16 protein-coding genes are annotated in these 13,478 nt (G+C 47.4%); 14 read left to right on the forward strand and 2 right to left on the reverse strand.

Going from position 1 to position 13,478, the window contains the following annotated elements:
* Positions 1–6 precede the first annotated feature (6 nt).
* The 5 genes from NSQ09_RS08110 (at position 7) to sipU (ending at position 4,874) form a co-directional block, all read left to right on the forward strand.
* Positions 7–1,443: a PTS mannitol transporter subunit IICB gene (locus NSQ09_RS08110; RefSeq protein ID WP_010886406.1), complete on the forward strand. Its 1,437-nt coding sequence runs from the start codon at positions 7–9 to the stop codon at positions 1,441–1,443.
* Between the two features lie 24 nt (positions 1,444–1,467).
* A complete protein-coding gene (locus NSQ09_RS08115) occupies positions 1,468–1,899 on the forward strand; it encodes a PTS sugar transporter subunit IIA (RefSeq protein WP_003246714.1) in 432 nt (143 codons plus the stop codon).
* A gap of 1 nt (position 1,900) precedes the next feature.
* The gene (locus NSQ09_RS08120; RefSeq protein ID WP_017696162.1) at positions 1,901–3,022 is read left to right on the forward strand and encodes a mannitol-1-phosphate 5-dehydrogenase; all 1,122 of its coding nucleotides are present in this window, start codon (positions 1,901–1,903) and stop codon (positions 3,020–3,022) included.
* A 90-nt stretch (positions 3,023–3,112) separates the two neighbouring features.
* Positions 3,113–4,177 (forward strand): tartrate dehydrogenase, encoded by a 1,065-nt coding sequence (locus tag NSQ09_RS08125; protein ID WP_017696163.1) that lies wholly within the window; start codon positions 3,113–3,115, stop codon positions 4,175–4,177.
* A gap of 133 nt (positions 4,178–4,310) precedes the next feature.
* Positions 4,311–4,874, forward strand: coding sequence for a signal peptidase I sipU (gene sipU, locus NSQ09_RS08130; RefSeq protein ID WP_017696164.1), 564 nt, complete (start codon positions 4,311–4,313; stop codon positions 4,872–4,874).
* A 59-nt stretch (positions 4,875–4,933) separates the two neighbouring features.
* On the opposite strand, the gene NSQ09_RS08135 is transcribed toward sipU, so the two are convergent.
* Positions 4,934–5,542: a dienelactone hydrolase family protein gene (locus NSQ09_RS08135; protein ID WP_017696165.1), complete on the reverse strand. Its 609-nt coding sequence runs from the start codon at positions 5,540–5,542 to the stop codon at positions 4,934–4,936.
* Positions 5,543–5,628: 86 nt separating this feature from the next.
* Here NSQ09_RS08135 and NSQ09_RS08140 point away from each other — a divergent pair, with 86 nt between their 5' ends.
* Positions 5,629–6,021: a 3-hydroxyacyl-ACP dehydratase FabZ family protein gene (locus tag NSQ09_RS08140; RefSeq protein WP_003246580.1), complete on the forward strand. Its 393-nt coding sequence runs from the start codon at positions 5,629–5,631 to the stop codon at positions 6,019–6,021.
* Between the two features lie 32 nt (positions 6,022–6,053).
* Here the strand turns inward: NSQ09_RS08140 and NSQ09_RS08145 are convergent, their stop codons facing one another.
* Positions 6,054–6,218 (reverse strand): hypothetical protein, encoded by a 165-nt coding sequence (locus NSQ09_RS08145; RefSeq protein WP_003234425.1) that lies wholly within the window; start codon positions 6,216–6,218, stop codon positions 6,054–6,056.
* A gap of 132 nt (positions 6,219–6,350) precedes the next feature.
* Here NSQ09_RS08145 and NSQ09_RS08150 point away from each other — a divergent pair, with 132 nt between their 5' ends.
* From NSQ09_RS08150 to lipC, 8 genes are all read left to right on the forward strand, one after another.
* Positions 6,351–7,100, forward strand: coding sequence for a phosphoglycolate phosphatase (locus NSQ09_RS08150; protein ID WP_003234424.1), 750 nt, complete (start codon positions 6,351–6,353; stop codon positions 7,098–7,100).
* Positions 7,101–7,305: 205 nt separating this feature from the next.
* Positions 7,306–8,079: a 5-oxoprolinase subunit PpxA gene (pxpA, locus tag NSQ09_RS08155; protein ID WP_015715254.1), complete on the forward strand. Its 774-nt coding sequence runs from the start codon at positions 7,306–7,308 to the stop codon at positions 8,077–8,079.
* A 14-nt stretch (positions 8,080–8,093) separates the two neighbouring features.
* The gene (locus NSQ09_RS08160; RefSeq protein WP_003234422.1) at positions 8,094–9,308 is read left to right on the forward strand and encodes an NRAMP family divalent metal transporter; all 1,215 of its coding nucleotides are present in this window, start codon (positions 8,094–8,096) and stop codon (positions 9,306–9,308) included.
* A gap of 23 nt (positions 9,309–9,331) precedes the next feature.
* Positions 9,332–10,105 (forward strand): putative hydro-lyase, encoded by a 774-nt coding sequence (locus NSQ09_RS08165; RefSeq protein ID WP_237984022.1) that lies wholly within the window; start codon positions 9,332–9,334, stop codon positions 10,103–10,105.
* Between the two features lie 44 nt (positions 10,106–10,149).
* Positions 10,150–10,872 carry a 5-oxoprolinase subunit PxpB gene (gene pxpB / locus NSQ09_RS08170; protein WP_341030888.1) on the forward strand — a complete coding sequence of 241 codons (723 nt, stop codon included), beginning with the start codon at positions 10,150–10,152 and terminating at the stop codon, positions 10,870–10,872.
* A 2-nt stretch (positions 10,873–10,874) separates the two neighbouring features.
* Positions 10,875–11,882, forward strand: coding sequence for a 5-oxoprolinase subunit PxpC (gene pxpC / locus NSQ09_RS08175; protein ID WP_003234419.1), 1,008 nt, complete (start codon positions 10,875–10,877; stop codon positions 11,880–11,882).
* A 15-nt stretch (positions 11,883–11,897) separates the two neighbouring features.
* A complete protein-coding gene (locus tag NSQ09_RS08180) occupies positions 11,898–12,650 on the forward strand; it encodes an IclR family transcriptional regulator (protein WP_017697332.1) in 753 nt (250 codons plus the stop codon).
* A gap of 63 nt (positions 12,651–12,713) precedes the next feature.
* The gene (gene lipC / locus NSQ09_RS08185; RefSeq protein WP_152425355.1) at positions 12,714–13,355 is read left to right on the forward strand and encodes a spore germination lipase LipC; all 642 of its coding nucleotides are present in this window, start codon (positions 12,714–12,716) and stop codon (positions 13,353–13,355) included.
* Positions 13,356–13,478 lie beyond the last annotated feature (123 nt).

Below are 13,478 nucleotides of genomic sequence, written 5' to 3' on the forward strand. Positions count from 1 at the left end.
TTATATATGCAGCAGCAAGAACAGCAGCAAGGCGGCATGAAAGTGAAAGTGCAGCGCTTTGGGAGTTATTTGAGCGGAATGATCATGCCGAATATCGGCGCGTTTATCGCGTGGGGTATCATTACCGCGCTGTTTATTCCGGCAGGATGGTTTCCGAATGAACAGCTGAACACGCTGGTCAGCCCGATGATTACGTATTTATTGCCGCTTTTGATAGCGTATACAGGCGGAAAAATGATCTACGACCACCGCGGCGGAGTTGTCGGAGCGACAGCGGCAATTGGGGTGATTGTCGGATCGGATATTCCAATGTTTTTAGGCGCAATGATTATGGGTCCGCTTGGCGGATACCTCATTAAACAGACTGATAAATTATTCAAGGATAAAGTCAAGCAAGGCTTTGAAATGCTGATCAACAACTTTACGGCAGGGATTGTCGGCGCGGCTTTAACGATTCTCGCGTTTTACGCTATCGGCCCGGTTGTCCTGACGCTAAATAAATTGCTGGCGGCTGGTGTGGAAGTCATTGTACACGCTAATTTACTGCCGGTAGCCAGTGTTTTTGTAGAGCCGGCGAAAGTGTTGTTCCTTAACAACGCCATAAACCATGGAATCTTAAGCCCGATCGGAATCGAGCAAGCATCCCAAACAGGAAAATCAATTCTGTTTTTAGTAGAAGCAAACCCTGGACCGGGGCTCGGCATTTTGCTGGCGTACATGTTCTTTGGCAAAGGATCTTCAAAATCAACGGCTCCCGGTGCGGCGATCATCCATTTCTTCGGCGGGATTCACGAGATTTACTTCCCGTACATTCTGATGAAACCGGCCCTGATTCTTGCAGCCATTGCCGGCGGAGCAAGCGGACTCTTAACGTTTACGATCTTTAATGCCGGACTTGTCGCGGCAGCGTCACCGGGAAGCATTATCGCATTGATGGCAATGACGCCAAGAGGAGGCTATTTCGGCGTATTGGCGGGTGTATTGGTCGCTGCAGCTGTATCGTTCATCGTTTCAGCAGTGATCCTGAAATCCTCAAAAGCTAGTGAAGAAGACCTGGCTGCCGCAACAGAAAAAATGCAGTCCATGAAGGGGAAGAAAAGCCAAGCAGCAGCTGCTTTAGAGGCGGAACAAGCCAAAGCAGAAGAAGCGTCTGAGCTGTCTCCTGAAAGCGTGAACAAAATTATCTTTGCGTGTGATGCGGGAATGGGATCAAGTGCCATGGGGGCATCCATCTTAAGAAACAAAGTGAAAAAAGCGGAGCTTGACATCAGTGTGACCAACACGGCCATTAACAATCTGCCAAGCGATGCGGATATTGTCATCACCCACAAAGATTTAACAGACCGCGCGAAAGCAAAGCTGCCGAACGCGACACACATATCAGTGGATAACTTCTTAAACAGCCCGAAATACGACGAGCTGATTGAAAAGCTGAAAAAGTAATCTTATAGAAAGAGAGTGATACTCATGCAAGTACTCGCAAAGGAAAATATTAAACTCAATCAAACGGTATCATCAAAAGAAGAGGCCATCAAATTGGCAGGCCAGACGCTGATTGACAACGGCTACGTGACAGAGGATTACATTAGCAAAATGTTTGAACGTGAAGAAACGTCTTCTACGTTTATGGGGAATTTCATTGCCATTCCACACGGCACAGAAGAAGCGAAAAGCGAGGTGCTTCACTCAGGGATTTCAATCATACAGATTCCAGAGGGCGTTGAGTACGGAGAAGGCAACACGGCAAAAGTGGTATTCGGCATTGCGGGTAAAAATAATGAGCATTTAGACATTTTGTCTAACATCGCCATTATCTGCTCAGAAGAAGAAAATATTGAACGCCTGATCTCCGCTAAAAGCGAAGAAGATTTGATTGCCATTTTCAACGAGGTGAACTGACATGATCGCCTTACATTTCGGTGCGGGAAATATCGGGAGAGGATTTATCGGCGCGCTGCTTCACCATTCCGGCTATGATGTGGTGTTTGCGGATGTGAACGACACGATGGTCAGCCTCCTCAATGAAAAAAAAGAATACACAGTGGAACTGGCGGAAGAGGGACGTTCATCGGAGATCATTGGCCCGGTGAGCGCTATTAACAGCGGCAGTCAGCCCGAGGAGCTGTATCGGCTGATGAATGAGGCGGCGCTCATCACAACAGCTGTCGGCCCGAACGTGCTGAAGCTGATTGCTCCGTCTATCGCAGAAGGTTTAAGACGGAGAAACGCTGGAAACACACTGAATATCATTGCCTGCGAAAATATGATTGGCGGAAGCAGCTTCTTAAAGAAAGAGATATACAGCCATTTAACGGAAGCAGAGCAGAAATCCGTCAGTGAAACGGTAGGTTTTCCGAATTCTGCCGTTGACCGGATCGTCCCGATTCAGCATCATGAAGACCCGCTGAAAGTATCGGTTGAACCATTTTTCGAATGGGTCATTGATGAATCAGGCTTTAAAGGGAAAACACCAGTCATAAACGGCGCACTGTTTGTTGATGATTTAACGCCGTACATCGAACGGAAGCTGTTTACGGTCAATACCGGACACGCGGTGACAGCGTATGTCGGCTATCAGCGCGGACTCAAGACGGTCAAAGAAGCAATCGATCATCCAGAAATCCGCCGTGTCGTTCATTCGGCGCTGCTTGAAACTGGTGACTATCTCGTCAAATCGTATGGCTTTAAGCAAACTGAACACGAACAATATATCAAAAAAATCATCGGTCGCTTTGAAAATCCTTTCATTTCGGACGATGTGACCCGCGTAGCGAGGTCACCTCTCAGAAAACTGGGAGAAAATGATAGGCTTGTAGGTCCGGCAAAGAAAATAAAAGAACCGTATGCACTGGCGGAAGGAATTGCCGCAGCACTGCGCTTCGATTTCACCGGTGACCCTGAAGCGGTTGAACTGCAAGCGCTGATCGAAGAAAAAGGATACAGCGGCGTACTTCAAGAGGTGTGCGGCATTCAGTCCCATGAACCGTTGCACGCCATCATTTTAAAGAAACTTAATCAATAACCGACCACCCGTGACACAATGTCACGGGCTTTTTTTACTATCTCGCAATCTAGTATAATAGAAAGCGCTTACGAAAACAGGGGGAGGAGAATGACGATGAAACAATTCGAGATTGCGGCAATACCGGGAGACGGAGTAGGAAAAGAGGTTGTAGCGGCTGCTGAGAAAGTGCTTCATACAGCGGCTGAGGTACACGGAGGTTTGTCATTCTCATTCACGGCTTTTCCATGGAGCTGTGATTATTACTTGGAGCACGGCAAAATGATGCCCGAAGATGGAATACATACGCTTACTCAATTTGAAGCGGTTTTTTTGGGAGCCGTCGGAAATCCGAAGCTGGTTCCCGATCATATATCGTTATGGGGACTGCTGCTGAAAATCCGGAGGGAGCTTGAGCTTTCCATTAATATGAGACCCGCCAAACAAATGGCAGGCATTACGTCGCCGCTTCTGCATCCAAATGATTTTGACTTCGTGGTGATTCGCGAGAACAGTGAAGGTGAATACAGTGAAGTCGGCGGGCGCATTCACAGAGGCGATGATGAAATCGCCATCCAGAATGCCGTGTTTACGAGAAAAGCGACAGAACGTGTCATGCGCTTTGCCTTCGAATTGGCGAAAAAACGGCGCAGCCATGTGACAAGCGCCACAAAGTCTAACGGCATTTATCACGCGATGCCGTTTTGGGATGAAGTCTTTCAGCAGACAGCCGCTGATTATAGCGGAATCGAAACATCATCTCAGCATATTGATGCGCTGGCCGCTTTTTTTGTGACGCGTCCGGAAACGTTTGATGTCATTGTGGCGAGCAACTTGTTCGGTGATATTTTAACCGACATCAGCTCAAGCCTGATGGGAAGCATCGGCATTGCGCCTTCTGCGAACATCAATCCATCCGGCAAATATCCGTCCATGTTTGAACCGGTTCACGGCTCAGCTCCTGACATTGCCGGACAGGGCCTTGCCAATCCGATCGGCCAGATTTGGACAGCGAAGCTGATGCTCGACCACTTCGGAGAGGAAGAGCTGGGGGCGAAAATTCTGGATGTAATGGAGCAAGTGACTGCCAACGGCATCAAAACACGCGACATTGGGGGACAAAGCACAACGGCTGAGGTCACTGATGAAATCTGTTCGCGCTTAAGAAAGCTCTGATGAATCAGGCCGGGGCAGATGGCTGCCCCGGCCTGTCCATTTCCTTACGAAAATTTCCACGAAGGTCTAACCAAGCAGATCCAAATGCTGTATAATAATTTGGAATTCTTAGGAAAGCATCGGGTGAAGGAAGTTGAATGCAAAAACAATCACGTTAAAGAAAAAAAGAAAAATCAAAACGATCGTTGTACTCAGTATCATTATGATCGCAGCTCTCATTTTTACGATCAGATTGGTGTTTTACAAGCCTTTTCTTATTGAAGGATCATCAATGGCCCCAACGCTTAAAGACTCAGAAAGAATTCTGGTTGATAAAGCAGTCAAATGGACTGGCGGGTTTCACAGAGGCGACATCATAGTCATTCATGACAAAAAGAGCGGCCGCTCATTTGTCAAACGTTTAATCGGTTTGCCTGGTGACAGCATTAAAATGAAAAATGATCAGCTGTACATAAATAATAAAAAGGTGGAAGAACCGTACTTAAAGGAACAACAACAAGAGGTCAAAGAATCGGGTGTAACCTTAACGGGTGACTTCGAAGTTGAGGTTCCATCCGGTAAATATTTTGTAATGGGAGATAACCGTCTCAATTCACTGGATAGCAGAAACGGAATGGGCATGCCTTCTGAGGACGATATCATCGGTACTGAATCTCTCGTCTTTTATCCATTCGGTGAGATGAGACAGGCAAAATAAAATGCAATGCAAAAAGAACATGGAACATGACGGCACCGATAATAAAGCGCCGTGCACGTTTAAAAAAATGATGATGAAACGGTGCGGAGCCGGCTTTCCGCCCCGTTTTTTATGATAGAGAGCGTTTGGAAGAAAAGGGCCCTGTTGAAATAAACAGAATCAGGATTGGCGAAGCCGTGAAGCGCATCGAATTGATAAATCTCAAGATGGGTATGCTGTTTTTCCCGCAGTTTTTTGATAAGAAGCGCTACGTCAAACGACGGCTCATAATTAGGGAAAAACAATAGGACCGGGCAGGCTGGCACGTGATGAAGAGAGTCGCGTATCCGGGAACCGTAATAACAAACCGATCCGCTCACCTCAGGCATACTGCTGCATTTCCATGCGATAGTAGCCCCCACGCTGAATCCAATCACAAAGATGTGCCGTCCGGCGTTTTGTCTGATCAAATTCTGGATGATGGTTTCTCCCGTTTTCAGCCGTTCGTGTTTTGTAAATTGTTCGTATGCCGTTTTTTCTTCTTGCAGTGTGTAGACTTCATCCTCGCCGAGCAGGTTGGGCGTCAACACATCATATCCAGCCATTTTGATCAGCCGGCCCATCTTTTTCATATGGCTGTTTACACCGTATATTTCGTGTACGAGAATGACAAGCGGTTTTGGGGACATAACGGCCTCCTTTTGTGTTTTTTCCATTATATCCTATCGTTTCACTTTAGGCTGAGATATAATGGTCAAAAAAAAGGAGATATAAAATGAACTCATTATCTTTGCCTCACCGCTATCCATTTTTGTTTATTGATGGCGTGACGGATAGCGAGCCCGGCAAACATGCGGCAGCTTATAAGCTGATTAGCGAGAACGACTGGTTTATCACTGATACGCAAACAGAAATGCCGTTTTCACTTGTGATTGAAGCGCTTGCGCAAACCGCGGCTTTTACAGGAATTACAGATGAGAACAGCTTGGGATTATTGTCTTCGGTGAAGAAAGCGGAAAAGCTGGGAGAAGCTGTGCCCGGGGACCGGCTTGATCTTACGTTTGAAGTCACGCGCAATCGGCGCGGGTTTGTGTTCGGACATGCCAAGGCATCAGTTGGAGAGCAGCCTGTTGCTGAAGCTGAAATCGGCATCTATATTGAAAAATGAAAAAAACCCTTCACAACATTTTGTGAGGGGTTCTATTTTGTGTCGTAATCCCGTTCGCTTTGAGAGTTATCTCTTTGCTGGCGTTTGTGTTTTTCATCATTCATATTTTCCTTCAGCTCTTCATTAGGAATCGGATCGGTTAAGTCGTTGTGCTCGGGGTTTTCATTTGGTTTGTTTTGCTGTTTTTTTTCTGTCATGTTTGATCACCTCACCGTTTGTTTTCCTCTTATCCGTTCTCCTCAAACATAGGAAATCGCTTTTTTGTCCCGCTGGGTATAATGTATTAGAATAGAGAGAAGCACAACAAAAAGATAAAGAGAGGTACATATATGTCTGTTCAAAGAGAAGATGTAGATATCAAGCTGATCGCAATTGATATGGATGGTACACTGCTGAACGACGAGCAGCTGATCTCGGATGAAAACCGCAAAGCCATTCGTGAAGCGGAGGATAAAGGTGTGTATGTGGTGATCAGCACGGGCCGGACGCTGATGACGTGCCGGGAACTGGCGGAATCGCTAAAGCTGTCATCCTTTCTAATCACGGCAAACGGCAGTGAAATTTGGGATTCGAATTTTAATTTGGTGGAACGGAAGCTGCTTCATACGGACCATATTCAAATGATGTGGGATTTGCGGAATAAGCACAACACTAATTTCTGGGCTTCTACGGTGAATAAAGTATGGAGAGGCGAGTTTCCGGAAAACATTACGGATCATGAATGGCTCAAATTCGGCTTTGACATCGAGGATGACGATATCCGAAACGAAGTGCTTGAGGAGCTGAGAAAAAACAAAGAGCTCGAAATCACAAATTCAAGTCCGACAAACATTGAAGTCAACGCGCTTGGCATCAACAAAGCTGCAGCCCTTGCCAAGGTTACGGAAAAACTCGGCTTTACAATGGAGAATGTGATGGCGATGGGCGACAGCCTTAATGATATTGCGATGATCAAAGAAGCGGGTCTTGGCGTCGCAATGGGCAATGCGCAAGACATTGTAAAAGAAACGGCTGATTATATCACGGATACAAATATTGAGGATGGTGTCGCTAAAGCGATTCGCCATTGGGTACTATAAAAAAAGAGAGTCCTAAGATGGACTCTCTTTTTTAGTTTGGCAGGTTTTCTTCTGGGACCATGGTAGGTTTTCTGACAAAAGTATTTCACAAACTGATATGATTCACTTATAATGAAATAAAATTCAAAAATTCGGAATAGTCTTTCCGAATTTCGGGACAATAAATGACATAAAGCATATCGTTTGCTTTGGCAGGAGGGATTCTGTGTTTCAGATTGATTTAAACTGTGATTTAGGAGAAAGCTTCGGAGCCTACAAGATAGGCCTTGACCAAGATATTTTAGAGTATGTGACATCAGCGAATATCGCATGCGGATTTCATGCAGGAGATCCTAGTGTTATGCGAAAAACCGTCGCGCTTGCAGCGGAAAAAGGCGTCAAAATCGGCGCGCATCCGGGCTTGCCGGATTTACTCGGTTTTGGGCGCCGCAATATGGCGATTTCTCCTGAGGAAGCGTATGATCTTGTCGTTTATCAAATTGGCGCGCTCTCTGGCTTTCTAAAAGCAGAGGGACTTCACATGCAGCACGTCAAGCCGCATGGCGCTTTATACAATATGGCGGCAGTCGATCAAAAACTGTCGGATGCCATCGCGAAAGCTGTCTATAAGGTTGATCCCGGCCTGATTCTTTTCGGTCTTGCTGAGAGCGAGCTCGTAAAAGCGGGAGAACGGATCGGACTTCAGACCGCAAATGAAGTGTTCGCCGACAGAACATACCAATCGGACGGCACGCTGACACCGCGCTCCCAGCCGGACGCACTCATTGAAAGTGATGATGCCGCCGTCACCCAGGTCATCAAAATGGTGAAAGAAGGGGCGGTCAAATCTCAGCAAGGACATGATGTGTCATTAAAAGCAGATACAGTCTGCATTCATGGAGATGGAGCCCATGCGCTGACATTTGCGCAAAAAATCAGAAAACAGCTCAAAGCTGCCGGAATTGAAGTGACAGCTATTTCAGAACAGAGGTCAACATAAAGGAGGAACAATAGATGGAGCAGCAGAAAAAGACAGCAGGAAAAAAAGCGGGCAGCTGGTCATTGCTGATGGGCGCCGCCTTTTTAATGGCGACATCAGCAATCGGACCGGGTTTCCTCACCCAAACCGCAACATTCACAAACACACTCGCAGCAAGCTTCGGTTTTGTCATCTTAATCTCTATTATTTTAGATATTTTCGCCCAAACCAATGTGTGGCGCATCATCGCAGTTTCTGGAAAACGAGGTCAGGAAATTGCGAATATGGTGCTTCCCGGACTGGGGTATTTCATCGCCATTCTCGTCGTGCTTGGCGGACTAGCTTTTAATATTGGGAATATCGGAGGGGCCGGGCTGGGACTTCAGGTGCTGTTCGGCATTACCCCTGAAACAGGCGCTTTAATCAGTGCCGTTATCGCCATTTTGATTTTTGTCATCAAGGAAGCAGGAAAAGCGATGGACCGTTTTACGCAAATCGCGGGGTTCGTGATGATTATTTTAACGGTCTACGTTGCGGCGACGACAGCTCCTCCGGTCGGACAGGCAGTCGCAAATACATTCGTCCCGGAACACATCAGCATATTTGCCATTGTCACCCTAGTGGGCGGAACCGTCGGCGGCTATATCACATTTGCCGGAGGACACCGTTTGCTTGATGCCGGAATTAAAGGGAAGGAATCCATTCCGCAGGTGACAAAAAGCTCGGTTGTCGGCATTTTAATTACATCTGTTATGCGTATCGCTCTTTTTCTTGCGGTTCTAGGCGTTGTATCGAAAGGCCTGCACATCGATGAAAGCAACCCGGCGGCTTCTGTCTTCAAGCTGGCTGCTGGAAATGTCGGTTATAAAATTTTCGGATTGATCATGTGGTCTGCGGCGATTACGTCTGTTATTGGAGCAGCCTATACATCTGTTTCATTTTTCAAGACCTTTTCTCCAAAAATTGAAAAGAATTCACGCGGTATTATTATCGGATTTATTGTGGTTTCTACGTTAGCTTTTGTCACAATCGGCCAGCCTGCGAAGATCCTCGTCCTTGTCGGTTCACTGAACGGCTTAATACTGCCGATTGCGCTCGGAACGCTGCTTGTTGCCGCCTACAAGAAAAACATTGTCGGTGATTATAAGCATCCGCTTTGGCTGACAAGCACAGGCGCGCTTGTAGTGATTGTAATGGCAGTTATGGGAATCTACACGTTATGTACACAACTTCCTCAATTGTGGAGCTGATATAAGTGGAGCAATTAAACAAAATGGCGCCAAAGGATGTACGCGCCCTGATACGAGAGGGGAAAATAAACGGGCCGACCGCAGGCATGTCCGGCGGCTACGCCCAAGCGAATCTTGTGGTTTTGAAAAAGGACCTTGCGTTTGATTTTCTGCTGTTTTGCCAGCGAAATCAAAAGCCCTGCCCCGTGCTGGATGTGACTGAAGCAGGTTCGCCTGTGCCGTCTCTGGCTGCGCCTGATGCTGATATCAGAACGGACTTTCCGAAATACCGTATTTACAGGCAGGGTATCTTAACGGAAGAAGTATCTGATATTACGCCATACTGGGAGGACGATTTTGTCGGCTTTCTGATCGGATGCAGTTTCTCCTTTGAACAGGCACTGATCAATAATGGGATAGCTGTCCGGCATATTGATGAGGGGACAAACGTCTCAATGTATAAAACGAATATCGATTGTGTTCCGGCGGGGGCGTTTCACGGACAGATGGTTGTCAGCATGAGGCCGGTTCCTGAACGGCTGGCTGTACGTGCCGCACAAGTGACCTCGCGTTTTCCGGCTGTGCACGGAGGGCCGATCCATATTGGCAATCCGGGAGCAATCGGGATTCGCGATCTCGGGAAACCGGATTTCGGAGATGCCGTTTCCATTCGTGACGGCGAGGTTCCTGTTTTTTGGGCATGCGGGGTGACCCCGCAAGCCGTGGCTATGAATGTAAAGCCTGAAATGGTCATCACACATGCGCCGGGGCATATGCTCATCACAGATATTCGAGACGAGTCGCTTGCGGTGCTGTAGCCTCTCGTCATCCTGATGAACGAGAATTAAAAGAGGTGAGAAAGATGACTGTACGATATCAAATCGAACAGCTCGGTGATTCTGCAATGATGATCCGATTCGGAGAAGAAATCAATGAACAGGTCAACGGCATTGTCCATGCCGCGGCCGCTTATATAGAAGAACAGCCATTTCCGGGATTCATTGAATGTATCCCGGCTTTTACAAGTCTAACCGTATTTTATGATATGTATGAAGTGTACAAGCATTTGCCTCAAGGCATAAGCTCACCTTTTGAGAAGGTCAAGCGCGATGTCGAAGAACGGCTGGCAGAAATAGCCGAAGACTATGAGGTCAACCGCCGCATTGTAGAAATTCCCGTCTGCTATGGCGGTGAATTCGGTCCTGATTTAGAAGAGGTGGCGAAGGTCAATCAGCTGTCACCGGAGGAAGTAATCGACATTCATACAAACGGTGAATATGTGGTATATATGCTTGGCTTCGCGCCCGGTTTTCCTTTTCTAGGCGGGATGTCAAAACGCATTGCAGCTCCGAGAAAATCATCACCAAGACCGTCGATTCCCGCAGGTTCGGTCGGTATTGCGGGATTGCAGACAGGCGTTTATCCGATTTCAACGCCGGGCGGCTGGCTGCTGATCGGCAAAACGCCGCTGGCTCTTTTCCGGCCGCAGGAAAACCCGCCGACGTTGCTGCGGGCGGGAGATACTGTGAAATTCGTTCGCATCTCAGAAAAAGACTATCACGCCTATAAGGAGGAGTCCAATTGAGCATGAAAGTATTAAAGCCCGGACTGCTCACAACGGTTCAGGATATAGGCAGAACGGGTTACCAAAAATACGGCGTTCTGGCCAGCGGTGCTATGGACACGGTTTCACTGCGCATTGCCAATCTGTTGATAGGAAACGGCGAAAATGAAGCAGGTCTCGAAATAACGATGATGGGGCCCGGTCCGTCGTTTCATTTTTCAAAACAGACACTGATTGCTGTGACAGGGGCGGACTTCACGCTGCGTATTAATGACGAGGAAGCGCCTTTATGGAAGCCTGTGCTCATCAAGGAAAACAGCACGGTCAGCTTTGGCCCCTGCAAACTCGGCAGCCGTGCTTATTTGGCGGCAGCTGGCGGCATTGAGGTGCCTGCCGTCATGGAAAGTAAAAGCACATACGTCAGAGGAAGCATTGGCGGACTTCATGGCAGAGCGCTTCAAAAAGAAGATGAACTGAACATTGGAGAGATGTCAGCTCTTTCGCAAACCATCCTTTCTCGCTTAAGTTCGCAGCTTGGAAAACAGGGATTTGCAGCACCGAAGTGGTCAGTCAGCCGCGGCAGATTTCTGCCATTGAAGAAGAATCCCGTCATTCGGGTGCTGGAAGGAAAGCAATTTGCCTTTTTCACAGAAGAATCAAAAACACGTTTTTATGAAGAAGCATTTCGTGTCACGCCGCAGTCCGACCGTATGGGCTACAGGCTCAAAGGAGAACCGCTCGAACTGAAGGCCCCGCTTGAGATGGTGTCGGAAGCGGTTTCATTCGGAACAGTTCAGGTGCCGCCTGACGGCAACCCGATTATCCTGCTTGCAGACCGGCAGACGACTGGCGGCTATCCGAGGATCGCGCACATCATATCCGCTGATCTTCCGATTGTTTCCCAAATCATGCCGGGCGAGCACGTTCAGTTTGAGCCTGTGTCCCTCCAGGAGGCAGAAGCGCTTGCGGTAGAACGGGAACAGCATATAAAAGAACTGAAAACGAGAATGAAGATGGAATGGCTGACATAGCAAAGGGGATGAATGATGCAGAATAAAAATAAAACCGTAGTCAAATCTATGGCGCTGCTTAATTTGTTTTTGCATAAACCAAGCCTAACCTTAAGTGAACTGGTGTCGCTGACGGGAATGCCGAAGACCTCTGTTCACCGGATGGTCAGCTCCTTGGAGGAAATGGGGTTCCTCAGTCGGGATGCGTCCGGCGCTTATTCGCTGGGATTGGTGTTTTTGGAATTCGGACAGCTTGTCGCTGACAGGCTGGATATCAGAAAAATAGCGAAACCGGTGATGGAAGAGCTGTGCCGGGAAGTGGATGAGGCCGTGCAGTTGATCATGAGGGACGGCAATGAAGCGATATACGTTGAGAAAATAGAAGGGACACAGACTGTGCGGCTGTATACGGCGATCGGCAGGCGTTCCCCCCTATACGCGGGAGCGTGCGCCAGAAGCATTCTGTCCTTTCTTCCCCGTGAAGAAATCGAAGCATACATCAAACAAACCGAGCTCATTTCGATTGGCTCCGGAACGATTACCGATCCCGAAAAACTGCTTCAGGAGATTGATGCCTCTGTGCAAAATGGCTATACTGTCAGCTATTCAGAGCTCGAAAACTATACGGCGGCGATCGGCGCCCCGATCTTTAACCATAAGCGCCAAGTGGCAGCCGGCATTAGCATTGCAGGTTTTGAAGCGAGATTTACAGAAGACAGGCTGTCCTATTTAACAGAAAAGGTGAAGGACGCCGCTTTACAGATTTCAAGAAAAATAGGATATACATAAGTAGCCAATCTTTTCTCTGCTGCGTACATTAACGTATCGACGTTCAAGAGTGGAGGAAAGAACATGGTGCTTCGATATACAGCTCTGGGCGATTCCTTGACGACAGGGAGAGGCTCCGGGCTGTTTTCACCCGGCTTCGTCCAGCGTTTTGGGGACATGATGGAAGCTGACTTGAAAACAAGAACGGCAATAAACATATTTGCCAGATCAGGTCTGAATACAGAAGAGATTTTGGGACTCCTGTCATATCCCTATGTGCAAAAATGTATTCGAGATGCTGATATGATAACGATCACAGGGTGCGGAAACGATCTCATCGATTCGGTCTTAGCCTACCAAACCTCTAAGGATGAAACGATTTTCAGCCGTGTATCCGCCCATTGCCATGAGAATTTTGAAAAGATGATTGCCAAAGTCGCCGAGATTAAAGGAGAAAATCCTTCCCCGTACGCCATTCGTGTGTTCAACTTATACAATCCGTTTCCCGAAATTGATATCGCCGGCAAATGGATCACTTCGTTTAATTCACATTTAGAAACACTTGCATCAGCACCCCATGTCAAAATCGCGGATGCCTATAGCATCTTCAAAGGCAAGGAGCGGGAATATCTGTCCTTTGACGGTGTCCATCCGAACAGCAAAGGCTATCAAGCGATGGCTGAAGCCGTTCACAAGCTAGGCTATAAAGAATTATCAGTTTCATAAAAAACGCGCCTCATGACAGGCGCGTTTTTTATGTGTGATCGAAATATTAAAAGAAACTTAAAATTCTCTGTCTTCTGTTCTACAGACAAACAAAGTGCGCTAGAATAATGGAGGGCGTAGGCA

This window comes from Bacillus sp. FSL W8-1202, assembly GCF_038006165.1.
Lineage (GTDB): Bacteria > Bacillota > Bacilli > Bacillales > Bacillaceae > Bacillus > Bacillus subtilis.